General features: G+C 58.0%; 25 protein-coding genes, 1 tRNA gene and 2 pseudogenes. 22 read left to right on the forward strand and 6 right to left on the reverse strand.

Going from position 1 to position 26,450, the window contains the following annotated elements; all coding sequences use genetic code 11:
- Positions 1-47: 47 nt before the first annotated feature.
- Positions 48-124: transfer RNA gene (locus tag WA845_RS08630), tRNA-Met, on the forward strand.
- A gap of 186 nt (positions 125-310) precedes the next feature.
- On the opposite strand, the pseudogene WA845_RS25255 reads toward WA845_RS08630, so the two are convergent.
- Positions 311-486, reverse strand: a pseudogene (locus tag WA845_RS25255) (IS3 family transposase); the annotation flags it as partial.
- 23 nt (positions 487-509) lie between these two features.
- Positions 510-1,460 (reverse strand): AraC family transcriptional regulator, encoded by a 951-nt coding sequence (locus WA845_RS08635; protein ID WP_112556437.1) that lies wholly within the window; start codon positions 1,458-1,460, stop codon positions 510-512.
- A 96-nt stretch (positions 1,461-1,556) separates the two neighbouring features.
- On the opposite strand from WA845_RS08635, the pseudogene WA845_RS08640 reads away from it, so the two are divergent.
- Positions 1,557-2,307: pseudogene (locus tag WA845_RS08640) on the forward strand (SDR family oxidoreductase).
- Between the two features lie 87 nt (positions 2,308-2,394).
- Here the strand turns inward: WA845_RS08640 and WA845_RS08645 are convergent.
- Positions 2,395-3,126 (reverse strand): SDR family NAD(P)-dependent oxidoreductase, encoded by a 732-nt coding sequence (locus WA845_RS08645; RefSeq protein ID WP_112556435.1) that lies wholly within the window; start codon positions 3,124-3,126, stop codon positions 2,395-2,397.
- A gap of 81 nt (positions 3,127-3,207) precedes the next feature.
- On the opposite strand from WA845_RS08645, the gene WA845_RS08650 reads away from it, so the two are divergent.
- The 5 genes from WA845_RS08650 to WA845_RS08670 all read left to right on the forward strand — a co-directional run bounded on the left by WA845_RS08650 (position 3,208) and on the right by WA845_RS08670 (position 6,174).
- Complete coding sequence (locus WA845_RS08650) at positions 3,208-3,600, forward strand: winged helix-turn-helix transcriptional regulator (RefSeq protein WP_004446167.1); 393 nt, start codon at positions 3,208-3,210, stop codon at positions 3,598-3,600.
- Between the two features lie 171 nt (positions 3,601-3,771).
- Positions 3,772-4,401, forward strand: a complete 630-nt coding sequence (locus WA845_RS08655) for a hypothetical protein (protein WP_112556433.1) — start codon at positions 3,772-3,774, stop codon at positions 4,399-4,401.
- Positions 4,402-4,660: 259 nt separating this feature from the next.
- The gene (locus tag WA845_RS08660) at positions 4,661-4,972 is read left to right on the forward strand and encodes a hypothetical protein (protein WP_112416080.1); all 312 of its coding nucleotides are present in this window, start codon (positions 4,661-4,663) and stop codon (positions 4,970-4,972) included.
- Between the two features lie 166 nt (positions 4,973-5,138).
- Positions 5,139-5,528, forward strand: coding sequence for a hypothetical protein (locus tag WA845_RS08665; protein ID WP_037092194.1), 390 nt, complete (start codon positions 5,139-5,141; stop codon positions 5,526-5,528).
- A gap of 223 nt (positions 5,529-5,751) precedes the next feature.
- Positions 5,752-6,174: a hypothetical protein gene (locus WA845_RS08670; protein ID WP_037092192.1), complete on the forward strand. Its 423-nt coding sequence runs from the start codon at positions 5,752-5,754 to the stop codon at positions 6,172-6,174.
- A 276-nt stretch (positions 6,175-6,450) separates the two neighbouring features.
- Here WA845_RS08670 and WA845_RS08675 read toward each other — a convergent pair whose 3' ends face one another.
- On the reverse strand, positions 6,451-7,446 hold the full coding sequence (locus WA845_RS08675) for a hypothetical protein (protein WP_337322293.1): 996 nt from the start codon (positions 7,444-7,446) through the stop codon (positions 6,451-6,453).
- A 217-nt stretch (positions 7,447-7,663) separates the two neighbouring features.
- Between WA845_RS08675 and WA845_RS08680 the strand changes: the two genes are divergently transcribed.
- The gene (locus tag WA845_RS08680; protein WP_112556429.1) at positions 7,664-8,524 is read left to right on the forward strand and encodes a LysR family transcriptional regulator; all 861 of its coding nucleotides are present in this window, start codon (positions 7,664-7,666) and stop codon (positions 8,522-8,524) included.
- 267 nt (positions 8,525-8,791) lie between these two features.
- On the opposite strand, the gene WA845_RS08685 is transcribed toward WA845_RS08680, so the two are convergent.
- A complete protein-coding gene (locus WA845_RS08685; protein WP_004446153.1) occupies positions 8,792-9,871 on the reverse strand; it encodes a LacI family DNA-binding transcriptional regulator in 1,080 nt (359 codons plus the stop codon).
- A gap of 238 nt (positions 9,872-10,109) precedes the next feature.
- Here WA845_RS08685 and WA845_RS08690 point away from each other — a divergent pair, with 238 nt between their 5' ends.
- From WA845_RS08690 to paoC, 10 genes are all read left to right on the forward strand, one after another.
- Positions 10,110-11,087, forward strand: coding sequence for a substrate-binding domain-containing protein (locus WA845_RS08690; protein ID WP_337322294.1), 978 nt, complete (start codon positions 10,110-10,112; stop codon positions 11,085-11,087).
- A gap of 115 nt (positions 11,088-11,202) precedes the next feature.
- Positions 11,203-12,693: a sugar ABC transporter ATP-binding protein gene (locus WA845_RS08695; RefSeq protein ID WP_006697920.1), complete on the forward strand. Its 1,491-nt coding sequence runs from the start codon at positions 11,203-11,205 to the stop codon at positions 12,691-12,693.
- Positions 12,686-13,699, forward strand: coding sequence for an ABC transporter permease (locus tag WA845_RS08700; protein WP_112556427.1), 1,014 nt, complete (start codon positions 12,686-12,688; stop codon positions 13,697-13,699). The genes WA845_RS08695 and WA845_RS08700 overlap by 8 nt, the downstream gene beginning before the upstream one ends.
- Entirely contained in the window at positions 13,699-14,694 is a 996-nt protein-coding gene (locus tag WA845_RS08705; RefSeq protein ID WP_112556425.1) for an ABC transporter permease, read from the forward strand. The genes WA845_RS08700 and WA845_RS08705 overlap by 1 nt, the downstream gene beginning before the upstream one ends.
- 1 nt (position 14,695) lies before the next feature.
- A complete protein-coding gene (locus WA845_RS08710; protein ID WP_112556423.1) occupies positions 14,696-15,544 on the forward strand; it encodes a sugar phosphate isomerase/epimerase family protein in 849 nt (282 codons plus the stop codon).
- 26 nt (positions 15,545-15,570) lie between these two features.
- Complete coding sequence (locus tag WA845_RS08715; protein ID WP_112556421.1) at positions 15,571-16,236, forward strand: nucleoside triphosphate hydrolase; 666 nt, start codon at positions 15,571-15,573, stop codon at positions 16,234-16,236.
- Between the two features lie 66 nt (positions 16,237-16,302).
- Positions 16,303-17,172, forward strand: coding sequence for a D-psicose 3-epimerase (locus tag WA845_RS08720; RefSeq protein WP_112556419.1), 870 nt, complete (start codon positions 16,303-16,305; stop codon positions 17,170-17,172).
- 632 nt (positions 17,173-17,804) lie between these two features.
- Entirely contained in the window at positions 17,805-18,440 is a 636-nt protein-coding gene (paoA, locus tag WA845_RS08725; RefSeq protein WP_112556596.1) for an aldehyde dehydrogenase iron-sulfur subunit PaoA, read from the forward strand.
- Positions 18,437-19,387 (forward strand): FAD binding domain-containing protein, encoded by a 951-nt coding sequence (locus WA845_RS08730; protein ID WP_112556417.1) that lies wholly within the window; start codon positions 18,437-18,439, stop codon positions 19,385-19,387. The genes paoA and WA845_RS08730 overlap by 4 nt, the downstream gene beginning before the upstream one ends.
- 5 nt (positions 19,388-19,392) lie before the next feature.
- Complete coding sequence (gene paoC, locus WA845_RS08735) at positions 19,393-21,597, forward strand: aldehyde oxidoreductase molybdenum-binding subunit PaoC (RefSeq protein ID WP_112556415.1); 2,205 nt, start codon at positions 19,393-19,395, stop codon at positions 21,595-21,597.
- A gap of 561 nt (positions 21,598-22,158) precedes the next feature.
- Here paoC and WA845_RS08740 read toward each other — a convergent pair.
- A complete protein-coding gene (locus WA845_RS08740; RefSeq protein ID WP_112556413.1) occupies positions 22,159-23,040 on the reverse strand; it encodes a LysR family transcriptional regulator in 882 nt (293 codons plus the stop codon).
- A gap of 122 nt (positions 23,041-23,162) precedes the next feature.
- On the opposite strand from WA845_RS08740, the gene WA845_RS08745 reads away from it, so the two are divergent.
- The 4 genes from WA845_RS08745 to WA845_RS08760 all read left to right on the forward strand — a co-directional run bounded on the left by WA845_RS08745 (position 23,163) and on the right by WA845_RS08760 (position 26,443).
- Positions 23,163-24,212 (forward strand): hydroxyacid dehydrogenase, encoded by a 1,050-nt coding sequence (locus WA845_RS08745; RefSeq protein WP_174151358.1) that lies wholly within the window; start codon positions 23,163-23,165, stop codon positions 24,210-24,212.
- A gap of 32 nt (positions 24,213-24,244) precedes the next feature.
- Entirely contained in the window at positions 24,245-24,928 is a 684-nt protein-coding gene (locus tag WA845_RS08750) for an RraA family protein (protein ID WP_162696253.1), read from the forward strand.
- 94 nt (positions 24,929-25,022) lie between these two features.
- Positions 25,023-25,979: a tripartite tricarboxylate transporter substrate binding protein gene (locus WA845_RS08755; protein ID WP_112556409.1), complete on the forward strand. Its 957-nt coding sequence runs from the start codon at positions 25,023-25,025 to the stop codon at positions 25,977-25,979.
- Positions 25,979-26,443 carry a tripartite tricarboxylate transporter TctB family protein gene (locus WA845_RS08760; protein WP_112556407.1) on the forward strand — a complete coding sequence of 155 codons (465 nt, stop codon included), beginning with the start codon at positions 25,979-25,981 and terminating at the stop codon, positions 26,441-26,443. Before WA845_RS08755 ends, WA845_RS08760 begins: the two co-directional genes overlap by 1 nt.
- The last annotated feature ends 7 nt before the right edge of the window (positions 26,444-26,450 follow it).

Consider the following 26,450-nt stretch of genomic DNA (forward strand, 5'->3'; position numbering starts at 1 on the left):
AAAGCAACGACGTAACCGCGACATTCGGCCTTGCCGAATGCGCTGGACGCGGGGTGGAGCAGCCCGGTAGCTCGTCAGGCTCATAACCTGAAGGCCGCAGGTTCAAATCCTGCCCCCGCAACCAAAACCCTACGCTACAGTATCCCACAATAGCCAAAAAACTACGATCCAGCGCGCTAAACAGCTACGATCAAACAGGCAAAATCCTCGACTTAACAAAGCTCCTCCGCGTCAGCGTCGAGGAGCTTTTTGTGTTTCTGCTGCGTGTCGATCTCTCCAACCTCCATGACCTTTGACCCTGTCCCCTTTGTCCAGTTTTGAGTTCGCTCCAGCGGTTTGGGTTGCTGTATCGCAGCACCTCATCACGTCACGTCGCGGGTTGATTGTCTGAGCGAAGAACTAGGCGGATGTCAGCCACCCGAGTCCAGAGTTTAGTCGATGATCGTTGGAATCGCTGCGCCAGTTTGAAGGCGCTGGTCGGGCGTATTGTCGATAGGCCAACTGCATTGTTATAATTCTGTCAGTGGCCGTAGCAATCGGTTGTCTCCTGCCTCGCCGTTCTGTGCGGCCATACGGGCGTATCGAGCAGGAGGGATGCCGGTGCGTCGGGCAAAAGCCACGCTGAACGTACTTGCTGATCCATATCCCACCCGCTCGGCTACATCGTCTATTGCGAGATCACCGCTCCGCAAGAGCTGCCTCGCCAACGCCATACGCCATGTCAGCAGGTATTCCATCGGCGCAACCCCGACTATTCGGTTGAAGCGCGCAAAAAATGCCGAACGGGAGAGCGCCGCCTCTTTCGCGAGATCAACGACGGTCCAGGGATGGCCGGGACGGTCATGCATAGCCCGAAGTGCCGCCGAAAGGCGCTCATCACCAAGCCCTCTGCCGAGGCCCTGTGCAGAATTGGTGTCGGTTGAGGACCGTAGTGCCTCGATCAACAGCACCTCGATAAGTCGTTCCAGAACCGGTTCGCGCGCTGCGCGCCGTTCCTGCGTCTCCTCGTCGATCAACTGCATCAACGTCGCAAGTCGGGGTTTGTCGCGAACCAGAATCACGTCCGGCAACAGGGAAACGAGCAGGGCCGCATCCGGCGTGCCGAAGCTGCAATGTCCGATACGCATTCGTAGCGCGGGTGGGCCGTCATGTGGTCCCAAATAAAAATGTCCCTCATTGATCTTTGTCGGGACCGTTGCCGGCAAGTCGGCTGTGGCGTTGGCGCTTTCATTGACGAGATCGCGCATGGCAGGCGCGAGAATGAAGTCTCCGGCCTGCAGGATAAACGTTTGTCGGCCACCGAAAGTGACCCGGCATTGCCCTTCCAGGATGGCACAATAAAACGGCTCGCCTGTGCCCTCACGACGTATACGCCATGCACCGGCGCACTCCACCAGTTTCGAAGCCCGCGCGGCGGGTTGCAGGAGTGTGACGATCTCGGTGAGCGGGTCTGTTGTCATATCCAGGACTATTACTAAAGAAATGAGGAGCTTTGAATATATAAAGTCTTCCTTCGGGTCGCTACCATAATGACACAGCCACTTATGGAGAAAATAATGCCCGCAATTCTGATAACCGGTTGTTCCTCGGGTTTTGGCCTGGAAACTGCAAAACTGTTCCTTGAAAAAGGCTGGGACGTGATCGCCACGATGAGAACGCCCGACGAGAGCTTACTCCCTGCGTCCGGGCGTCTGCGTGTTCTAGCACTCGATGTCACCGTCCCGGACAGCATCTCAGCTTATGAAGGCAACGGGTCAAATCGATGTGCTCGTCAATAACGCCGGGTTCGGAGCACCATCTCCTGTCGAACTGACTGCATCCCAGACCGCACAGGCACTATTTCAGACGAACACGATAGGCACTCTGGCGATGATCCAGGCCCTCGGCCCGCAAATGCGTCGTCGCCGGGCTGGCGTCATTATCAACGTTACGTCCTCGGTCACACTGAAACCGCTACCGGTCATTGGGGTTTATCGCGCCAGCAAGGCCGCAGTGAATGCGCTCAGCGAGTCCCTTGCGATTGAAATGGAGCCTTTCGGCGTTCGCGTCCACATCGTTTTGCCCGGACGTTCGCCGGAAACGAGTTTCGGCGCCAGTGCCCGCCCACACCTGCGCGGCATGGACGATGCGGACTATGCGCCTCTTTTGCAGCAGTTCGTCAGGAATGTTCAGGACGACAAGGGCCCTGTGACCCACGCGCGCGATGTCGCGGAAGCGATCTGGAAGGCTGCCACCGATCCGTCTGCGCCACTGCGCATACCGGCAGGTGCAGACGCAGCGCTATGGATGGCTGAGGCGGGCCTGTAATCAGCGAAATTGCGATCCGTCGCTTCTCTGTCGAGCGTTTGCTGTACCCGGTCATTCCAGATCGGGTACAGCGCTTCGAATTCTGGCTCAGACCTGCCGCAAGCCGCCATCGACGCACAGTTCGGCACCGGCGATGTAACTCGCCTCATCGCTTAACAGGAACAAGGCAGCTGCAGCCACCTCGGCGGGTCGCGCCATCCGTCCCATGGGAATCGGAGCGACAATGGCCGCGCGCATGTCTGGCTGAACCGCAGCCATCATTTCCGTATCGGTTGGACCCGGTGCGACGACGTTAACGCGTATACCCTTGGATGCCAATTCTGCAGTCCAGGTTCGTGCATAGGAACGCACGGCTGCCTTGGTCGCAGCATATGTGCCATAGGAAGCATAGCCGCCGCTGTCTGCAATTGACCCGACGAGGACGACCGAGCCGCCTTCCCTCATCGCCGTCAGAGCCGCCTGGAAGCCGAAGACCATTCCTCGAACGTTGACGTCGAAGTGGCGGTCAAAGTGTTCAGGCGTTATCTCCGTGATCTGGGCGGGCTCGGAAAGACCGGCGTTCAAGACCAGCGCGTCGATACGGCCGTGTTCCCTTCTCACTTTTTCGACCGCCTCCCGCATATCTTCGGGGAGCGCGGCATCGGCGACAATGCCGACCGCACCATGACCGATGGCAGTTGCCACCTTTTCGGCATCTTCACTTCGGCGACTGGTGATGAAAACCATCGCTCCTTCGGCCGAAAGCCGCTCTGCAATTGCCAAGCCGATACCCTTGGCGCCCCCGACAATCAGGGCGACCTTGTTACTCATCCGAGCCATCGTAAGTCCTTTCAATTGATGGTCGCTGCATGATATACATTAGATATCTGGTATCAATTACGCACCTTAAGTAGCCTAGATATGGACGAGTATACTGACCTTGAAGCACTTTCTCAGTGCGCCCTTAGAGACATGGCGCAGGTTCGCCCCGTGCTCGACAAGATCGCGGACAAATGGACAATCCTGATCCTGACGGTGATTTGTCCCAAGCCCTCGCGCTTCAACGAGATCAAGCGCCGTCTCGACGGTATCACCCACAAGGCCTTGGCCGATGCTCTAAAGAGGCTTGAGCGGAACGGTCTTGTGACGAGGACCGTCCTGCCGACCCAGCCGGTGGGTGTAGAATACGCGATCACCCCGCTGGGCCATTCTCTGCGGCAACCGTTTGAGGCCCTGTGCTCATGGGCAGTAGCTAATGGCGATAAGGTCGAGGCCGCTGTGCTGCTTTATGACAACAGGGCAAATCATCGCTGATATCGCGATGGCCGCTTGAGCACCTACTGGCCGGAAGGCTCGTCGTTTTAAACCGGAGAGCCATACCCCGGCTAAGCAGGACGTTTCCGATAATCGTAGGCTGGTTCGGATCTGCGGTTGCCGAACAGTTCACCTCGTTGAACGAAAGGAGATCGGCACTATTTAGAAGAGATGCGGAAACTCGAGAAGAGCGATATCGAACTGATCAGGACGTGGATGTTGTCGCCTGCGATGACGCTGGGATCGTCCGTGCGAGCGAAAGGCATTCTGCAGGAAATGCAGGCCCGACTGCCTGCGGCTTTGAAGAAAGCGATCAGCCTGGAGGGCAACGAGATCACGCTCGCGATGCCAGCCCGCGACAAAAACGCCTTCGACGCCGCTGCGAGGACCGTGGCCGGCGTGATGATGGAAGCCGAAACTCTTCCGGTGATCCCGCGCGAGATACAGGACATCCTCGCCATCAAGACGAGCGAGCGACATCGCTGGCTTGCGGATGGGCGTCTCAAGAACGCCGGGACGAGAACCGTGCGGCTGAACGGCCGTGCCCGGCGCATCACCTTCCATGTCTTCGATCCGAAGGTGGTCGAGGACCTTCTCGATCGCGGGGTCGTGGAAGAGTGGCGGGTGGAGGACGCCGAGGCGAAGGCAGAGAAACGACAGAAAGCGGCCTATCAGAGGCGGCTGGCTCGATCGCTCAAAAAGAAGTTGAAGCCGGGAGAAAAGGCGGGTCAGAAGGTTGACGAAGGTGCGGCCGACCTTCGTGGATGGGGAGAGTTCGACCGGGATGGGTTCCTTCGCTAGGCAATCGCACCAAACATGGTGCCTCCAGCGATTTCGAGAGGCTGTCCCTCCAGCGTTACGGAACGTTCTGTTGTTATCACGCAGCATCAATCGTGGCCGCGGGCCTGGGTCGACCTTCGCGGAATGGAAGGCGGCATAGACTTCCGGCCGGGATATAATGGAAGCCGCCCCACCACAATGTGGGAGAAACTTCTGATTGACGGAACAAACAGGACAAAATCCCCGTTGCTCGTCACAATAATTTCTTTGGAGGCGCGTCATGAGACTCAAGCTGGCTTTAAGCGTGGTTCTAAGCGTTACCTTTACGGCGGCAGCGGCGGAAGCGCGGACACAATTGCATCTTTACGGCACCGTTCCGGTGACGGGTAACCATGTACTGGAGATGGCCCATCAGACAGCCCTCGACAGATGCAGTATCGAACGTTACCCATCATATGGCGACGTGGGTTTCTATGCAGGTGCCTATGGCTCCGCCCAGGTGCGCAGTTGCATGTATCGCAAGGGTTTCGTTTTTGAGAATGGTGAGCCTTTCGCATATCCTGTGAGAAAAGCGACCTACCTTTCATGGTGACGAGATCACGAAACGTCTGACGGCGGAGCGCCTGAGGGGTGAGGGCCGTCTTCGCAATTCACAAGTTGCGGATTTCAGGAGCATGTGATTTTTCAGTCGAGTGGCCCGAATCCGTATTGAAAACCGGCGGCAGAGTATCGATTTCAGGGGTAACCTGGAGGTCGGAATGATCTACGTTATTTTCGCGTTGTGCGCGCTCGCGGTAACATTCTTTGCCTGTCGGTATTTCGCCGCCAAGGCTCTCCTTGTCGAACGCGAAATCGACAAAGCGATCGCAAGGCGGTTTGAATCGAGCGGAAAGGTTATCGAACTGGCGGAGCTGCGAGAGGAAAACGCGGTCATGCGTAATCTTCTGCTAGACCTTCTGGAAAACGAAGCCGTTTTTCCAGTCCAGTCAGTACCTCCATCAAGGGTCGATTTGCGCAGGATGGGCGCCGCAAAGGTCCAGAGGTATCGCGAAATACTTGCTGAAAGTCGGTACGTCTTGCAACAGCGTGGAGCCATTGGGGTCTTCGAAGACCACGGCGCATTCAAGGCCGATCAACGCAGGTCTTGAGTTTAGGAACAGCTCGCGCAGCTTCCTCGTGGGAGTGCGGTAGGAAGATAGGCCTGAAGTTTTCCTTGTAGAGCGAGGCATCTTCACGATCCTGGATTGCTTTACCCGATGAGACCGTCTGACGAACCGTTTCTGCGTGGACTCCATCTGGAATTCCCGACGTGTTTTGACTATCACGGTAGCGCCTCGCGTCGCAGCTGAAGCGAAGCAAAAGTGTATTCGCATGAGAGCCGACAAAGGAATCCGGATGTCGATCACTGTACAGAGAACAATTCCTGCCGAGCGGATGCGCCAGTTCCATCAGATGGTTGATCGCTGGCTGGAAGAAGGTCCGATCAAGCTCGCGACGAACGCAACGATAACCGCCATGGACAACGCCGGCATCCCAAAGGCCGAACAGGCAGCGATCATCGAGGACCGCGATATCATCATGAAATACAATATGCGCCTCGGTGTAATCAGCGAGGTATTCGGCCCCGCCATCGAGAAGGCGGTGGGGTCGTACCGCTCGGGAAGTGAAGCACAGGACGAGATCGCGCGTTTGATTGTAACTGCCATGGGTCTCCGGCAGGACGATGACAGCGAACTGGTCACGTTCACCTTCACGACCCAGAGTGAGGCAGATGTATTCGAAAAAGCCACTTGAAACATCAAATTCTGCCCGCCGCGCGCGGCCCCTGCGAATCAGGGCTTGGGACCGTGACCGTCAATGCGGCTGAAGGGCAGGCAAGATTAGCTCGGGCCTCTATCGATCAATCCATCAATCGGAAAGCGCGACTGGAAACCGATATCGAATTGCCAGACGGATCGTTGGAAGCGTCTCCATAAAATTCGATCGTGACCGGCTCGTCCGCGACATAGATCATTATGTAGCCAATTTCATTCGACGTTCCTTCTGCGGTTCAGATGCATATGCATCCCTCTAGTCGAACGCGCGCAACTCGCGCCGCATCAGGACCCACCATGTCAGGGTCAAGAGAATGCCGATCACAGCGACGAGTATGGCGCTGAACGAAAACGATACCCAGCGCATGAGCCCGACAGTCAACGCCGCACCGATGCCTATGCAGATCTCCTTGATGAACATGGTATGACCAAAGGTACATTCTGCCAGCGAAATCATGAACACCCAGACCACAGCGCCGGTGAATGTATGGACGTGGAATGCACCCGGAAAAGCCAGAAGAAGAAAGCCGGAGAAGATAAAGGCAAAGATCACCAACAGTCGGAAGCGGCAGGTCATCTCGATGAATTTTAACGTCGGTATCTGGCCAAGGACCACCACCGCACTGTTGAGGATGATCATCAGACCATACCAGGCAGGAAGCGACTGCCCCGATTTCAAAATTGTCTGTGGTAGCACCGAAAAAACACCAAAAAGCATCATTCCCATTGCTGTGCCGACAGATATCCACGCGACGATGGCACCGGCTGATTGCCCCTGGAATATTTTGACGTGAATGAGGGTTGTATCGAAGCGTCGAGGCATTGCGACAAGCGCGCAACCCGCGATCAGCGCGGCGGCGCCCCAGAAAAACATGTCTTGTGTAAGAAATGGCAGCATGATCACAAGTCCCGCCGTGAACGCACCGACATTCATGGCGATGCGGTTATTGGCCGAGCCGCGTTTGGATTGCGCAGCGACGTTCTTGATCAGATAGCCACTGTTTGCCGCGCCATAGGAAAAGAGGCATGCCGCAGAAAGCGATTGTATCAGGCTGCAATTAAGAGACAGCAAGCCGGCGCCTGCCGCCATGGCGGCAAGTGAGACCAGCAAGGACCGGCCACCAAACAGATGAATTGTCACTGGCAGCAAAACGAGGCCAAAGCGATAGCCGAGGGCCAGCACGGTATTTGTGGTAGCATCGAGCCAGATATTAGCTTCGCCCAAAACGGCAAAGAGCGTGACGGCCGTCACGATACGGATGCTGATTAAATTAGAATCATACGTCAATCGGCCACGGGAGGCCTCGATTTCAGGTTCGGCATTTCAGCCACTTTTCAAGCTCCGCTGGACCTTAGCGCGAGAGGCGTCCGGCCCTGTTGTTATGTGAATTGGATACGCCGTTTTTGCAGTCTGGGATGGCCTTTAGAAGCAGGTTGGAATAGATTTCAGTGATCACGATCTGGAATAAATGGCATTACTAATGTTGGATCCCGAGGCGGTGCTGACCTTCATTTTGGTGAGCGAACACAAGAGTTTTACCAAGGCGGCGCACGCGCTTAACACCACTCAATCGGCCGTCAGCATGCGTTTGCGTCGGTTGGAAGAAGAATTGGGGGTCCTGCTTGTCGAGCGATCGACACGGAGCCTGAAACTTTCCTCGCCAGGGCAGGCTTTTATACAGCCGGCGCGAGACTTTCTGAGCGCGCATGACCGGGCGATGGGAGTGTTCGAAACGCATCGACCACAATTGAGCATAGGAATAAGCCACCATTTGGTGGGCCTCGACGTCTCACAGGTTTTAGCATCTATCGCTCGCGAGAATCCCGGCCTGATTGTCAATCTCACTGTGGACGGATCGCAGGCCCTTCTCGCCCGATATGAGCAGGGCGAAATGGACGCAATTATCTTGATGAAGCACGCGTCAGGGAGACGGCACGGAGAGAAGATCGGCGTTGCCCGTTTCGGCTGGTTCGGGGCGCCGGATTTCGAGAGCGGGACGCGCGAAGAAATTCCGATCGTCATCTATCCCGAAGGATGCAGTATGCGAAATATGGTCATTAACTCGTTGGGCGATGCGAACGTGCAATGGCGCGAAGCCTTCATCGCTACGTCAGCCACTAACCTCCGCGCGGCGATCCTGGCGGGATTTGGCGTCGGCGCGCTATCGATCAATGTGACAGAAAACGGTTTGCTCGACCTTGGCGATACTTTCGGCCTTCCGCGGCTGCCGTCTCGCGATATTATGCTCTTGTCGCAGGTCCGCTCGCACCAGGCGCAGCGAGGCATCGAGACGATCAAAATGGCAATCAGCGATTTGAGTAACAGCTGAAGCGAATTGCGGTTTCGTCGGGCTTTCGGCAGCTCGGATTCCGCATGTGAAAGCGGCGGTCATCTTGTCGAGTTTACGACAGGTTGGCGACTGATCTGCGGGGCGAAAGGAGATACTCGTGGATGAAAACAGCCTCGACGTCCATCTTGCGCCGATCACCAGGCGGTCGCCGAGCGTGCATTCGTTAGCCATGGCGCTCCAGTGCTCCAGCCGATTGAAATATATCGCGACGCGCCGACCGTTGAGGTCACGTGGCATTTCGTATGTTCATCGCGCCATGCGGCGCAATGCCAGGGGGTCCCATATGTCGTCGAGCGGACCTTCGAGAGCGGTTCGCGGCGAAATGAGCGTCGGTTCGATAATGGTGACTTCGGGTTCGGTCCGGTTCTCTGCCAGAAGTTCGAACCCCTTGTTGAGCATTTGCGCTATATCGGGCTTGATCATGTAGACCGGGAACGGAAGGAACGATGCGAAGGGGTCGTAGTCAAAACAGCCGACAACGATATCGCCAAACGCCTCGCCGTCATGGCGCCCCATGAAACGCAGCAATCCTTCGAAATTGATCGATGAATTGACGAAGAAGCAGCGGGGCAGGCGGCCTTTGCGTTCAAAGAAACGTTCGAAAGCGAGTTCCGTCATGCGTGGTGAATAGCCGGTGATTTCGATATCCTCTCCGTTATCCACCCCGAAATAGGCGGCCTTGGTGGCGTGGAAGCCATCTATACGGGCGCGGCTGGCGTGGTCGTCATGACCGCCGAACAGGATGACGTCGTCAGGGCCGAGAGGTCCGTGTTTTTCCGCATGGGCAAGGATTGCCGATGTCAATATTTCCGCACCATGTCTGTTGTCGGAAATGACCGAGGGTACAAATTTGCCGGGAAGGTCAATATTGACATGCGGCAGTGCTGCGCGGGCGCAGACCTGGTGCACGCCGTCGGGATCAGTCGCGCCCGCAATGAAGAGTGCATCGATCGAATAGGCGATCAGTGTCTCCACCGTGCGGCGTTCTTCTTCAGGATCGCGCCGCCCCGATACAACCATCGGCGAAAGGCCGCGCTTGCGTGCCTGTCCCTCGAATGTTTGTGCCATCGAGGAAAAGAACCGGTTGTCATAAATCGGGACCAGTAGGCCAATGAGTCCGGATTTCGAGCTCCTCAAACCTCTCGCCTGCAGGTTGGCGGTGTAGCGGTGCGTCTTGGCGAGCGATAGAATTTTGTTGGCCGTTTCCTCGGAAATCCGCCTTTTTCGCCATGATCCATTCAGGACGGCGCTGACGGTCGACGCTGATGCGCCGGACAATAGCGACAAGTCGTATATAGTGGCCTTCTTGGAACTCATGCCCGTCATTGTGATCTCCCCAACTGATTCTAATTATTAGAGTAGGCGTCCCCTTGACGGAAGGGAGCTTCATGATATGGTTATTGCACCATCGATTGTGCAACCTGGCAATATCGATTGTGCAAGATGGTTGCTGTGGGAGTGGCAAGGGAGAGTCTCGAATAAGCGAGATGAGAAATTTTGAACGCGCCAGATGAAAAATGGCTGCGGCGGGTTTCGTTTGCCTGTTTTTTGGAGGAGGAACATCATGAAGAAAATTATTGCTGCAGCGGTTGGTCTGTCGCTCGCGCTGCTCTCGTCCGCAGCCTTTGCCGAAGGGCCGAAGGTGGGCGTCGTCGTCAAGATCGGCGGCATTCCGTGGTTCAACGCCATGGAGGCCGGGATCAAGGAGCAGAGCAAGAAGCTCGGCGTTGACGGTTTCATGGTCGGCCCGACGAGCGCCGATCCCGCCCTGCAGGTCCGCGCCATCGAGGACCTGATCGCCCAGAAGGTCGATTTCATCGGCGTCGTGCCGAATGATGCCAAGGTGCTGGAGCCAGTTCTGAAAAAAGCCCAGGCCGCCGGTATCAAGGTCATTACCCATGAATCCCCGAAGCAGCTCGGTGCCGACTGGGATTTCGAACTCGCCTCCGCCAAGGGTTTCGGTGAAGCGCATGGCAAGCTGCTGGCGGAGAAGATGGGCGGCAAGGGCTCCTATGCCGTCTTCGTCGGTTCTCTCACCGTTCCGCTTCACAATGCCTGGGCCGATGCCGCCATCGCCTATATCAAGGCCAATTATCCGGACATGAAGCTGGTCGGTGATCGCTACGGCGTTGCTGAGGACCTCGACAAGAGCCGTTCAACCGCGCTGGACCTGATGTCCGCCAATGCCGACCTCAAGGGCTTTCTGGCCTTCGGCTCGCAGGGACCGATCGGAGCCGGGCGTGCAGTTGAAGAGCGGCGCAAGGATGGCAAGGTCTTCGTCATCGGCCCGTTCTCGCCGGGACAGGGCGCCAAGCTCATCAAGACGGGGGCGCTGACGGGAGGCTTCATGTGGAACCCGAAGCAGGCCGGTGAGGTCTTCATCACGCTCGCGGATCGCATCGCCAAGGGTGAGACACCCAAGGCCGGCGACAATATCGAAGGTCTCGGCATCATCAATCCCGAGGGCAACACCATCGTCGTCGACCAGCTTCTGAAGATCGACAAGGAAAGCATCGACAAGCTCGTTTCCATGGGCCTCTGATCCTCCCCAAGGCCAAGGCGTCGCGCGAGGTGTCATACTCGCGCGACGCCTCATCTGGAAAACATGCCGAGCGCCACGTCTGCAATGCTGCCGCGGCGAGGAGATTTACGTTATCATGAGCGCAGAACCGCTCCTGTCCCTCAAAAATGTCAAAGTCACCTTCGGCGGTGTTCGCGCGCTGAAGGGTGTTTCTTTCGAGGTCAATCCGGGTGAAGTGCATTGCCTTGCCGGCGAGAACGGCTGCGGCAAGAGCACGCTGATCAAGGTCATTACGGGCGTTTACACGCCCCAAAGTGATGCTGAACTCTATTTCGACGGCAAGCCGATAGCCGCAATGACCCCAACGCTTGCGCAATCGCTTGGCATTCAGGTGATCTGGCAGGATCTGGCGCTGTTCGATGAAATGACGGTGGCTGAAAATATCGGCTTCCAGTACGCGGTGAATGCAAAATACGGGCTGGTCGACAAGCGCGCCATCGAGCAGGCTGCCGAAAAGGCGTTGGCCCGGCTCGGTGTCGAGATCGATCTCGACAGGCCGCTCAAGGAACTGCCCATCGCCCAGCGTCAGATCGTGGCGATTGCCCGCGCGTTGGTCGGTGAGGCACGGCTCGTTTTCATGGACGAACCGACCGCGTCGCTCACGCAGTCGGAAACGGATTACCTGATAGACATCGTCCGCAACCTGTCGGCCTCGGGTGTCGCGGTTGTCTTCGTCTCGCACCGCCTTGCGGAAGTGCTTGAGATTTCAGACCGCATAACCGTTTTGCGGGATGGGTCGCTTGTCGGTGTCTTTCCCGTTGAAGGCATGACCCAGTCACGGGTGACCGAGCTGATGACCGGCCGCAATTTCGACAGTGCCGTCATTGCCGCCGATCACGATGACAAACCCGTCGTTCTCTCGGTGCGCGGGCTGAGCCGTGCCGGCGAGTTCGAGGATGTTTCGTTCGATCTGCGGCGGGGCGAAACGCTTGGCATAACGGGCCTACTGGGAGCCGGCCGCACGGAACTGGCTTTGACACTGTTCGGCATGCATCGGCCGCAATCGGGTGAAGTACTGATTGACGGCGAGAAGGTTGATTTCCGTTCCAACCGCGATGCGATCCGGGCGGGCGTAGCCTATCTTTCCGAGGACCGGCTTTCGCTTGGTCTCAACCAGCCGCAATCCATTGCCGACAATCTGGTCATGGCCTCGCTCGACCGGCTGCTGCGCGGCGGCCTGATCTCACCGTCGAAAAAGGCGGATGTCGTTTCCCGCTGGATTTCTGCGCTCGGGGTGAAGATCGGCCTGCCCGAAGACCCGATCCGAACGCTTTCGGGCGGCAACCAGCAGCGTGTGGCGATCGCCAAGTGGCTGGCGATCGGGCCGAAAATCCTCATTCTCGACGCGCCGACCGTGGGGGTCGATGTCGGCGCCCGCGCCGGCATCTTCGAAATCGTCCGCAAGCTCGCCGCAGAAGGTCTCTCGATCATCGTGATCTCCGACGAGCCGCCAGAAGTTTATTTCAATACAGACAGGGTCATCCACATGGTCGAAGGCCGGTTCCACGCCACCTATGATCCGCGACGACTGTCGTTGACCGAACTGGAGGCCGCCATCTATGCGTAGGCTCATCCTCGGACATACGACCGAATTTACGCTGCTTGTGGTCATGGTGCTGCTTTGCACGGGACTGTCCTTCGCCACCGACCGGTTCCTCACCATCTCAAACGCCTTCGATGTACTGAATGTCTCTGCGGTCAACATCATCTTTGCGGTCGGCCTGCTTGTGGTGCTGATCTCGGGCGGTATCGACATTTCCTTCGCGGTCGCCGCTTCCGTCGTTCAATATGTGACGGTGCTGGCGCTCAATGCGCTCGGCGGCGGCAACTGGGCGGAAGGTTTCATCATTGCCGGCGCGGTTGGGCTTGGTCTCGGTTTCGTCAACGCTTTCCTCGTCTGGCGGCTCAACATCATTTCAATCGTCGCGACGATCTCCACCTTCAACATCTTCTTCGGGTTGCTGATGTTCTTCACCAAGGGTGTGTCGATCTACGACCTGCCGGAATGGCTGTCGACGCGTGTGGTATTTTACGAACATGAAATGCCTGATGGTTCATGGGTAGAGCTGACGCTGCCGGTCGTAGTCATGATCCTCTGCTGTATTGCAACGTGGTTCATGATTTCGCGCACCACTGTTGGGCGCAAACTTTACGCCTTCGGCGACAACCCGGAAGGTGCTCGCCGCTTCGGCATCAATATCGGCGCGATGCATTACATTTCTTTCGGCTGGCTCGGCCTGATGGCGGGCATTGCGGGCCTCATGCAGGCGCATTATGCGCAGGAAGTGGTGCCCAACGCGCTTTATGGCCGCGAGCTGGATGTACTTGCAGCAACGGTCCTCGGCGGTGCGCGGCTTGGCGGCGGCAAAGGCTCTGTCATCGGCTGCGTCCTCGGCGTTCTCATGGTGTCGATCACCCAGAACGGTCTCAACCTGATGGGCGTGTCACCCTTTGCCTTCAAGATGATCGTCGGTGCCATCATTCTGATCGCGATCACCCTCTCTTCCACCCGGTTCGACAAGCTTTTGCCGAGTGCGCTTCGCACGTCCACGAGAAAGGGGAGCGCCCACTGATGAGCAGCCTTGTCAGGAAATTCAACGCCATTTTCGGTGCCGATATGGCTGGACCGGTGATTGCCTTCATCGCAGTCATGCTCATTTTCGGAACGTTCGCGAATAACTTCCTCTCGCTTGCGACATTCGGTTCAGTGGCTTTCCAGCTGCCGGAACTCGGCCTTCTCACGCTGGCGATGCTGCTGCCACTGCTGACGGGCGGGATCAATCTGTCCGTCACCTTCGCGGCCAATCTCTCAGGACTTGCCGCAGCCTGGGTACTCCAGGCCCATGGCGGCGTAGATGCACCGCCGAGCGCCTTCCTCTTCGCCTGCCTTGCTGCATTTGTCACCGGCGGGGCTGCCGGTGCCATGACGGGTGCGGCGATCGCCTATACCCGCGCGCATCCCATTCTGGTGACGCTGTCGATGATGATTTTCCTGCGCGGCCTCGGCGAATTTCTGACGCGCGGCGGTGACGTGTCAGGGTTTCCCGCCTACATGGCGCCCCTTGGCCATGGCACGCTTCTCGGTCTGCCGATCCCGCTTCTGATTTTCATCGTCTGCGTGGCGCTCTGGCATGTGCTGCTGACGCGCACGAAGCTCGGCTTCGGGCTGTTGATGATCGGCTCGAATATCGAAGCCGCGCGTTATTCCGGCCTCAACACGCGCAAGATCCAGGTGCTCGTCTACACGCTCTCGGGTCTGATGTGCGCGGTCGCAGGCATCATCATGCTTGCCCGTTTCAACTCCGTCCGTGTCGGCCACGGGGAGTCCTATCTGCTGATCACGGTGCTCGCGGCCTTTCTCGGCGGCATCAATCCCTTTGGTGGTTTCGGTCGTGTGTTTCCCGTTTTTGTCGCGCTCATCGTCCTGCAGCTCCTGTCCTCCGGCCTTAATCTTCTCGGCGCCAACCAGCATCTCGCCACGGCCCTTTGGGGTGTCCTGATGATTGTCGTCATGGCGGCGCGGGGCCTGTTCTCCAGCTACTTCGCATCTCTCAGAAAGAAGGTATGACGTGAAAGGCTTCGGTGTTCACGCAATGATGTGGTCCCTGAACTGGGACCACGAAAACGCCAGACGGTCCATCGCCGCTGCTGCGGATTACGGTCAGGATTTCATCGAGATTCCGCTTATCGATATCCCCTCCGTCGATGCAAAACACACGCGCACGCTGCTGGAAAAATACGGGTTGCGCGCCGTCTGCTCGCTGGTGCTGCCGGAGCCCGCCTGGGCGTCCATACGTCCCGATGCGGCAATCGACTATCTGAACACCGCGCTCGACAAAGCCGCCGATATGGGGGCGGAAGCGCTGACGGGTGTCACCTACGGCGGCACCAATGAGCGAACAGGATTTCCGCCGACACAGGGTGAATATGACAACCTGACAAGGGCGCTTTCGCGGGCTGCCGGCCACGCAAAAACACACGGCCTGCAATTCGGCATCGAGACGGTCAACCGCTACGAGAACCATCTGCTCAACTCCGCCGAACAGGCGGTGGCGCTGGTAGAGCGCATCGGTGCGGACAATGTCTTCATCCATCTCGATACGTTCCATATGAATATGGAGGAAAAGGGCATTGCCAATGGCATCATCGCCGCCCGCAACCATCTGAGATACATGCATATGTCGGAAAGCGACCGCGGCACGCCGGGCTGCGGCAACGTTGCGTGGGACGAAGTGTTCTCAGCGCTCGCAGGCATCGGCTTCAAGGGCGTGCTGACGCTCGAAAGCTTCGCCGCGATGCCCAAGGAGATGGCGGGCGCGATTTCAACCTGGCGCCCGGTTGCGCCCAGCGCCGATGAGGTTCTCGACAAGGGACTGCCATTCCTGCGCGACAAGGCAAACCAGTACCGCATTTTCTGAAAGCACTCATTATCGGGGCAAGTACCTTGAACACTATTGACGATAATGCCCGCGAGATTGTGGGCCTTGCTCTTCAGCGACTGGAAGGGTCAAAGGCCCGGCGTGTGATGGTTGCGATTGCCGGTGCCCCCGGATCGGGAAAATCAACCATCGCCGAGCGTGTGGTCGATGCGTTGAACGCGGGCGAAGGCGTGTCCGCCGCACTGTTCCCGATGGATGGCTTTCATTATGACGATGCGGTGCTTGAGGAGATGAACCGCCGGCCCTTCAAGGGCGCCATCGATACGTTCGATGCTCACGGCCTGCGCCATATGCTTGAGCGCCTGAAAGCCAATCAGGACGACGTCGTTGCCGTCCCCGTCTTTGACCGCGCCATCGAGATCGCCCGCGCCGGTGGCCGCCTGATCCCGCAATCCGTCGATATCATCGTCTGCGAGGGCAATTATCTCCTCGCCGGCCAGTCGCCATGGGATCGCCTCAAGCCGATCTTCGATCTCACTGTCTTCGTTGATGTCGACGAGGACGATCTGCGTGCGCGGCTGCGGGATCGCTGGCGGAGCTTCGGTCTCGGCGAGGGGGAGATCAACCGGAAGGTGGAGGAAAACGATCTCCCCAATGGCCGCTTCATCACATCCACAAGCACGGAGCCGGACCTTCGCATCGGAAATCCGGGAAGCACTCCCGCGTCGTGAAACGGCCTGAAGGGTTGCGCCTCCCCACCCAAAGTCAAGCAAAACAGAAAAGCGAAAGAGACCCCCATGAAACACGGCATCTATTACTCTTACTGGGAACATGAGTGGAGCGCCAAGTTCGGCCCCTATATCGAGAAGGTTGCCAAGCTCGGCTTCGATATCATCGAAGTCGCCGCCCATCACATCAATGAATACAGTGACGCCGAACTCGCCGTCATCAGGCAGAGCGCGAAGGATAACGGCATCATACTCACTGCCGGTATCGGCCCTTCGAAAACGAAAAACCTGTCGTCAGAGGATGCCGCGGTTCGCGCAGCCGGCAAGGCGTTCTTTGAACGCACCCTTACCAATGTCGCCAAGCTCGATATCCATACGATTGGCGGCGCGCTGCATTCCTACTGGCCGATCGACTATTCGCAGCCGGTCGACAAGGCAGGCGATTATGCGCGCGGCGTGGAAGGCATTCATGGCATTGCCGATTTCGCCAATGACCTCGGCATCAACCTTTGCATCGAAGTCCTCAACCGCTTTGAAAACCACGTGCTCAACACGGCTGCCGAAGGCGTCGGTTTCGTCAAAGATGTCGGCAAGAACAACGTGAAAGTCATGCTGGATACTTTCCACATGAATATCGAGGAAGACAGCTTTGGCGAGGCCATCCGCACGGCTGGCCCGTTGCTGGGGCATTTCCATACCGGCGAAAGTAATCGCCGCGTACCGGGCAAGGGCAGGATGCCCTGGCACGAAATTGGCCTCGCCCTGCGCGATATCAATTACACCGGCGCGGTCGTCATGGAGCCTTTCGTGAAGACCGGCGGCACGATCGGCTCCGACATCAAGGTGTGGCGCGATCTGAGCGGCGGCGCCGATCTCGCGAAAATGGACGAGGATGCGCGCAATGCCCTGGCATTCTCCCGTTTCGTCCTTGGCAGCTGATGCCCCATGGCGCGGATGGAGCGGGATGGCTTGATCAAGCGTGAGCCCGATCCGTGAGACAAGCGGTCCAGTCTGGTATCGTTGACGCAGGCGGCACTTGCGCGGTTGCCAGCTGGCCGCGCTTTTTGCGCCAGGGCAATGCGGGACATGACCAAGGGATTATCGCGGGAAGAGGTGGACACACTGGTGTCTTTGCTTCGGCGGGTGCTTGATAATGTGGAGGCACTTGAGACGTGAGTGGCTCTCCAAACGCCCTTATATGCACATGGGTGACGCATGCAATGCAAGAGGATCACCCATTAGGCCGAGACCGCTCCACAAGGGGTCTCGATCTGCCAGTGCGATTGCCAGAGATTAACGGGAACCGCCTAGGAAGCAAGAGCATGCGGCTCGATCGGGACGACGGCTAAAAACCGCTCTTCCAGAATTTGGTGTCAAGAACCGATGTCCGGGCCCGCCCCACAATCGGCAAGGAGCCTCGATCTCCTAGCCGGTCCTTTCGCGCTATGAACAAGGCCTATCGGGAACTCCTTCTGCTGCTCATTCGTTCACGGGTCAGTTTTCAATGATCCGCGTTCTCGCCCCTTGATGCGAAACCTTTGATTTCTCCAATCGATGAAGTGGAACTGGCGATGCCAGGCACCGGCATATTTGAACTTTCACGCCGAAACTTACTTATATCTTCGGCCGCGACCGTCGCTGCCACCACTGTCACCAGGGGAGCAGCAGCCCAGTCAGGAGGAGAAACCATGAAACACACGTCAAGCGTATCGTTGAAGGTCAACGGACAGGTCCGAGACCTTGATGTTGACAATCGCACGTCTCTTCTCGACGCACTGCGCGAACACCTTCACCTGACCGGAACCAAGAAAGGTTGTGATCACGGTCAATGCGGGGCCTGCACCGTACTGGTCGGTGGACGCCGCATCAACTCGTGCCTCTCGCTTGCCGTGATGCATGATGGTGACGACGTTACGACGATCGAGGGCCTGGGACAGCCCGGCAATATGCACCCGATGCAGGCGGCGTTTGTCAAGTTTGACGGCTTCCAGTGTGGCTACTGTACGCCGGGACAAATCTGTTCCTCCGTGGCGGTGCTTGAGGAGATCGCGGCAAACATTCCGAGCCATGTCACGCTGGATCTTAACGCGCAGACATCGGTGAGTGAGGGCGAAATTCGCGAGAGGATGAGCGGCAACATCTGTCGCTGCGGCGCCTATTCCAACATTGTCGAGGCCATCGTCGAAGTTGCGGGGACAAAAGCATGAAAGCCTTCACCTACGAAAAGGCCTCATCTATCGAGGCTGCAACCAGGTCCGCCTTTTCGAACTCGCAAGCAAAGTTCATTGCAGGCGGCACCAATCTCCTCGATTTGATGAAACTGGAGATCGAGACGCCGACACATCTGATCGATGTGAATGGTCTCGGGCTCGATACAATAGAAAAGACGTCTGAGGGAGGCCTGCGCATAGGAGCGATGGTTCGCAATACCGACCTTGCCGCCGATCCAATTGTTCGACGTGATTATGGGCTCCTGTCGCGCGCCTTGCTTGCAGGGGCTTCGGGCCAGCTTCGCAACAGGGCAACAACCGCAGGCAACCTCTTGCAGCGAACACGATGTCCATATTTCTACGACACCGCACAGCCCTGCAACAAGCGTTCGCCGGGAAGTGGCTGTTCCGCCATCGGCGGCTTCAGTCGCCAGCACGCCGTGGTGGGTGTGAGTGATAGCTGTATCGCCACGCATCCCAGTGACATGGCCGTTGCCATGCGCGCACTCGATGCGGTTATCGAGACGGTAAAGGTCGATGGTAGCCGCCGATCAATCCAAATCGCCGACTTCCATCGCTTGCCGGGCGATACCCCTGAGATCGAAACGGTTTTGGAAAAGGGTGAGTTTATCACCGCAGTGGTGCTACCGCCGCCAACTGGAGGAAAACAGATCTACCGCAAGGTCCGCGACCGCGCTTCCTACGCGTTTGCTCTGGTCTCTGTGGGTGCAGTCATCCAGCCTGATGGTACTGGCCGGGTAGCAATCGGCGGCGTTGCTCATAAGCCGTGGCGCGTGGAAGCTGCGGATGACGAACTCTCAAAGGGAGCGAAGTTCGCAGCGAAAGCTCTCCTCAACGGCGCTCATCCGACCGAGCAGAACAAGTTCAAGATCGATCTGGTGGAGCGCACACTCGGCGCCGTAATCGCCGAAGCGAGGGGGTAATTGCCATGAAGTTCGATACACCCGCAACGACCAATCCGATCGACCAGCTGAAAATCGTCGGTCAGCCCGTTCACCGCATCGACGGTGAGCTCAAGACAACGGGGCGGGCCATGTACGCCTATGAGTGGCATGATCCGAACCTGGCCTATGCCTACGGTTACCCCGTCGGATCGACCATCGCCAAGGGCCGCATCATCTCGATGAATATCGAGGCTGCCGAACGCTCGCCGGGCGTGCTTGCTGTGGTAACGACGCTTGACGTCGGCAAACTTGAGAAGGGCAAGTACAATACTGCGATACTTTTCGGTGGCGATGAGATCCAGCACTATCATCAGGCGATTGCCGTGATCATCGCCGAAACCTTCGAACAAGCCCGCGCAGCGGCAGCGCTAGTAAAGGTAGATTACGCGGAAGAACAGGGTAGTTACGATCTCGCCGAGGCGATGGGTTCGGCAGTCAAGCCGAAAGATGCGGGCGGCGCCCCGCCCGATACCGCCGTGGGAGATTTCGAAGGTGCGTTCAAGTCCGCCGAGGTGACATTGGACGAGACCTACACAACGCCGGACCAGTCACATTCGATGATGGAGCCGCATGCCTCCATCGCTGCCTGGAATGGTGACGAGCTGACGGTATGGACTTCCAGCCAGATGATCGATTGGTGGCGGTCCGACCTTGCAACGACGCTTGGTGTCGACAAGGAGAAAATCCACCTCATGTCGCCGTTCATCGGCGGCGGCTTTGGCGGTAAGCTGTTCCTACGTGCCGACGCTGTTCTGGCCGCGTTCGGCGCGAAGGCAGCAAGGCGGCCTGTAAAGGTGGCGCTGCCGAGGCCTTTCCTCGTCAACAACACGACGCATCGTCCAGCAACGATCCAGCGCATCCGCATTGGTGCAGCTCGCGATGGAAAAATAACGGCAATCGCCCATGAAAGCTGGTCGGGCGATCAGCCCGATGGCCAGCTTGAAACGGCTGCCATGCAGACGCGGCTTCTCTATGCCGGTGAAAACCGCATGACGGCGATGCGGCTGGCGACGCTGCACCTTCCCGAGGGCAACGCCATGCGCGCACCCGGGGAGGCACCCGGACTGATGGTGCTCGAGATCGCTATCGACGAGATGGCCGAAAAGCTCGGAATGGATCCAGTGCAGTTCCGTATCCTCAACGACACACAAGTGGATCCGGAAAAGCCCGAACGTCCGTTTTCGCATCGCGATCTTGTCGGTTGTCTCAAGCTCGGAGCAGAACGGTTCGGCTGGCCGGGGCAAGCGCAACCCGGCTCACGTCGCGAAGGCAACTGGATGATCGGTTCCGGTGTTGCGGCTGCGTTCCGCAACAACCTTCTGGTGCCATCGGGCGCTCGCGTCCGTCTGGACAAGGAAGGGGTCGTCACCGTCGAAACCGACATGACGGACATAGGCACCGGGAGCTACACGATCATCGCCCAAACCGCGGCGGAAATGATGGGCCTACCGATTGATAAGGTCGCCGTGCAGCTTGGCGATTCTCGCTTTCCCGTATCTGCAGGCTCCGGCGGGCAGTTCGGCGCGAACTGCTCGACCTCAGGCGTCTACGCAGCCTGTGTCAAGCTTAGGGACGCTATCGTCAAGAAGCTCGGCTTCAACGAACAGGACGTCGTCTTCGAAGATGGTCAGGTCCGTTCCGGTTCGCGTTCGGTTCCGCTGGCCGAAGTGGCGGGTTCCGAAGGGCTCGTCGCCGAAGACACGGTCGAGTGGGAAAAGCTTTCAGACAGTCATCAGCAATCGACCTTCGGTGCGCATTTCGTGGAGGTGGGCGTCGACGTTGCCACGGGCGAGACGCGGATTCGCCGGATGCTTGCGGTATGTGCCGCCGGCCGCATTCTCAATCCGATCACGGCCCGCAGCCAGGTGATTGGTGCGATGACGATGGGCGCCGGTCTGGCGTTGTCAGAGGAACTTGCCGTCGACACCCGTCGCGGGTTTTTCGTCAACCACGACCTCGCTGGTTACGAGGTGCCGGTTCACGCGGACATCCCGTACCAGGAAGTCGTGTTCATGGATGAGACTGATCCAGTTTCCTCGCCAATGAAGGCGAAGGGTATTGGCGAACTCGGACTATGCGGAGTTTCGGCAGCGATCGCGAACGCGATTCATAACGCAACCGGCATCCGCCTGCGACACTATCCGATGACCTTGGACAAGCTTATTGGGGGCCTGCCAGACGTTGCGTAACTGCGCCATACCCCTGGAAATCGCCATGCGCAAGCCGCTTGGCGAACAGGCATACGCCGCTGCGTAGGCTCTGAAATCGGCATATGTCCCAAGCCCTCTGTTCAGGTTCAACATCGTCAATCACAAGATGATCCGGAAGGCGGGGTCAAAACGACGCTTATTTTCCTGCCAGTGGGCGCGTGGGTAGATTTGCCAGGATACGCGAGCTCGTCATCAATGGTCCGCCCTATGTCGCCGCCTCTACCGGTTGATGAAATACAGAAGTCCCGAGTCCTATTGCGGGAAAAGAACGCCTAACAAGAAAGTGGAGATCCAAACAGGAAATCAATTGGATCTGAATTAGTCCGCCGGGGCGCTTGGGTTCGAATCTCGACAAGTGTTGAGCTATCGGCGTTCGAGAGCTCCTCGCCGGATGTCTATTGAGGAATATTCGCGAAAGCATGAAGCGCCACGCCGATCTTCTGAGCCGCAGCGGCGAGGCGTTCATCCCTCGTCCACAAGCTTGATCGTCGATCGGGGAGGATTGAGGTCAACCGATGGGCATCAGTATGCCAGCGTCAGTCAACGGGCTATGCCGTACGGATCGCTAAGCCTGCTCAAGTGCTGGTGCAGCCGATCTATAATCGCGACGCGCGTCCCGGCCCGCCTTTGCACGAGCCCGATAGGCCGAAATATCTGCGGCTCACCAAATGGCGCAGAGACAATCGGCACAGCGATATCTCTCAGCGCGATCCAGGGCACCACGGACACGCCGAGACCATGAATTACGCAAGAGACCACCGACGCGATCGTGTCGATCTCGGCTATCAGGTTCGGGACGACGCCGGTTTTTGCAAGCTCGGTCTCGATGATCTGGGCCAATCTGAACCGACTGTTGAACCTGACATAAGGCATGGTCGACAGCATGTCGATGCCGGACATTCGGGGAGTGCCCTTGGGAGCGATCACGAGCAGAGGTTCGTTGATAAAGGGGTGCCACCTTAGCGCTGAAGGGATTCCAGAGTACTCGGCGACCATCGCGCAGTCCAGGCGGCCGGACAGGACGCCGCTCATCAATTCATCTGTATTGGCGACCTGTAGCTTGATCCTGAGATCAGGATAATCTGCCTTGAGGGCGACGATTGAGAGAGGCAGGAGCGAAAGCGCACTTGAGCGAACGGAGCCGATTGTGAAGGTCCCGCTGATGGCTCTGCCGGAGATAGTGTCAATGATGTTGTCTGCATCACGCACCAGAGTACGTGCTGCTTCGAGCATCTGCAGCCCATGGCCGTTAAGCGTGATCGGCCGGCTCGAGCGATCGAAGAGTTCTCCGCTGACCTCTAATTCCAGTGCCTGCATTTGCTGACTGACTGCGGATGGGGTCAAACCGACGGCCTCAGCAGCCTTTGCAAAAGTTCCGTGCTCAGCGATCGCGATGAAGGTCTTCAGTTGCCGCGTATCCAAACCATCCTCCGACTAATTAAGATTCTCTGTTCATCTTGGCCAGAATTATTCGCTTTAATCAAGAGAGGCTTATGTTAACTTCCGCTCAGGAGACGCCAGGAGGAGCTTTGGCGTATGGGAGGATGGCTACGCTGCGCGCTCAGCGCTCGCGTCCTCGCGCATTCCAGTTTGAGGTACGCATGGGAAGCCGAAACATCCTGGTCACTGGACCAGCCATCAACGAACAAGCAGTCAAGCTGATCGCCGAGAACGGCTATCAGGTGTCTTACGTTCCCCCTTACACGAGCGAAGACGACCTGGTCCGGATTGTGACGGAACTTGATCCTGTCGGCGTGGTGGTGCGTATGGGGCGGTTCGGCTCCGCAGCGATTGAAGCCGCGCCTTCGCTACGTGTCCTTTCCAAGCACGGGGTTGGGGTTGACAACATCGACGTGGATGCCGCGTCTCGCCGCGAAATCCCCGTTGTCGTCGCCGCTGGCGCAAATGCGCTTTCGGTCGCTGAACATGCGATTGCACTACTTTTTGCCGTGGTAAAGCGGATTGTGCCGCTCGACAGCAGCCTGCGCGCTGGGCGCTGGGAGAAGGCGGGCTTTGCTGGCAAGGAACTGGCTGGCATGACTATCGGCCTTGTCGGGTTCGGCGCGATTGCTCGGCAAACTGCCTTGTTCGCTAAGGGTTTTGGCTTGAAGGTCCAAGCCTTCGACCCCTTTACAGATGAGGCGGCGTTTGTCGAGGCAGGTGTCCGCCAGGTGACTGATGTCGACCGCCTCCTCTCCTCGTCGGATATCGTGAGCCTGCACTGCCCTTTGACGCCCGACACGCGGAATTTGCTTGATGACCGCCGGCTCGGCCTGATGAAGCCGGGATCGTTCGTTATCAATACAGCCCGGGGCGGCCTGATCGATGAGGATGCCCTTCTTCGCGCTGTCGAAAGCGGACAGATTGCCGGGGCCGGGCTTGACACGTTCCAGACAGAGCCTCCTGGAGACAACCACCCGTTCTGGCAGAATCAGCGGATCGTCGTCACGCCGCATATCGGCGGCGTAACCCAGGAGGCGAACGTTCGCGTCGGCGTCGATGCCGTTGAGGGCATTCTTGCGATCGTGGAAGGTCGTGAGCTTGGCCGCGAGAGGATCGTGAACCATCGCGCGCTGGCAAAGACACCTGCCTGAAAAAGACAATCAAGAGCATCGAGGAGAATACGTTGACTATAGGATTTAGGGTTCGCAACAGGGACAGGATCGTCGAACAGGAATGGATCGACAAGTTCAGGGAGCTTCCCGTCGCCAACATCAGCGATAGCATGCACCGCATGTACGCGGGCGGCGCTCAGCTTCGCCCGATGCACCGCCACGGCAAACTTGTCGGCCGCGCACTGACCGTCAAAGCGCCTCCGGGCGACAACCTTATGCTCCACAAGGCGATGGACATGGCCGTGGACGGCGACGTCATCGTCATGGATGCCGGCGGCGACGTGACCCACGCCCTGATGGGGGAGATGATGCTCGACTACGCTCATCGCCGCGGTGTTGTGGGCTTCGTTCTCAACGGTGCGATCCGCGATGCGGATGCGTTTCTCGAAATGAACGTCCCCTCCTACGCGGTCGGCGTGACCCACCGTGGCCCCTATAAGAACGGCCCAGGCGAAATCAATACGCCCATTGCCATTGGAGGAATGGTTGTGATGCCGGGTGACCTGATCGTAGGCGACGCGGACGGGGTCGTCGTTGTTCCGATCGACGATGTGGCGGAGGTTTACGAGCGGACGGTTGCCAAGCACGCCGCCGAGCAAAAGCAGATCGAGAATATCAAAGCTGGCACGCACAAGCCGACTTGGTTCAACGACGCCCTCGTCAAGGCGGGATGTGAGCTACCGTCGACTAACTGAACGAAGCTGGCCGATGTTCCGGAGGGGAAACGTCGGCCAGTCACCGAGACCTTGGACGGTACCGTCCAAATACAAACTATCCTGGGAGGATAAGATGAAGCATTTGATTAGAAATACCGCACTGGCAACGACGCTGCTTCTCGCCACAGGCGTAGCCCACGCTGACTGGCCAACGGATCGTCCGATCGAATTTATCGTGGCGTTTGCTCCGGGCGGCGGCACTGATGTGATGAACCGTACGCTTGCTCCTTATGTGGAAAAGGAGCTGGACGCGAAGATAACCGTCCTAAACCGCCCAGGTGCGTCCGGTGAAATCGCCTATACTGCGATGACCCAGGCTCGCCCCGATGGCTACACAGTTTCCTCGCTAAACACGCCTGGCTATCTGACGATGCAAATGGATCGCAAGGTGCGGTTCGACCCGAAAAAGCTCTGCCTCGTCGCGCGCATTGTCGAAGATCCCGGTTCGTTCATTGTCCAAACCAATTCCAAGTTCAATACGCTCAAAGACCTCGTCGCCTATGCGAAGGAGAACGCTGGGGCTGTTACCGTCGGCACAACTGGCCTCGGAACCGACGAGCATCTTGCCATGCTTCAGTTGGAGAAGTCTGCAGGTATCGATCTGACTGCGGTCACCTTCAATGGGGCGAACGAGGCTCGCACCGCGCTTCTCGGTGGGCACGTCGACACGATCGGCATCAACGTCGGAGAGTTCGTGGGCAGCGATCACTCCGCGTTCAAGAATCTCGGCCAGTTTGCCGAAGAGCGCGCCTCCATCGCTCCCGATCTCCCAACCGCAAAAGAACAGGGTTTTGAAGTCTTGATGAGTTCTGAGCGCGGAATCGCAATGAGCTGTGACGTGCCGGAGGAAATTCGGACGAAGTTCTCCGCCGCGGTGAAGAAAGCTCTCGACGATCCAGAGTTCAAGACAAAGGCGAAGCAGATGTCGCTGGCCATTTCCTATCGCTCGTCCCAAGATTGGGACAAGGAGCTTCCCGTGCGCGCTGAGCGCCTGGGCGCGATCTGGAAACTGGCCAAGGAACAGAAGTAATGGCCGCTCCCCGCAAGGCTGGAGGCACCGGTGACCGGCCGGACCTCTTCACCGCAGCGTTATTTATGGGATTCGGCGCGCTTGGCTTATGGGCCGGGCGCGACCTGACCATGGGCACGGCATCCGCCATGGGCCCAGGTTACCTGCCTCGAATAGTGTGCTGGCTTCTTATCATCATTGGCGCCACGATCGGCGGGTTGGGCGCGGTCCGGGCACGGGTCGACATCGATAAACCGAAGCTCTGGCCGCTTGTGGTCATCCTTGCAGCAGTTGTTGGCTTCGCCTTCATCGCGGAGTTCTTTGGTTTCGTTGCGGCGTCCCTATGGTTGCTTCTGGTCGGCAGCATCGCTGACCGCGATTCACGGCTTCGTGAAGTCATCCTGCTGACCGCTGGGCTAACAGCGTTTGGCGTTTTGGTCTTCATTGTCGGCCTTGGCGTGCAAATGCCTATCTGGCCGTTCTGAGGGAGGT

This window comes from Agrobacterium sp. CMT1 (genome assembly GCF_037203725.1).
GTDB classification, from domain to species: domain Bacteria; phylum Pseudomonadota; class Alphaproteobacteria; order Rhizobiales; family Rhizobiaceae; genus Agrobacterium; species Agrobacterium pusense.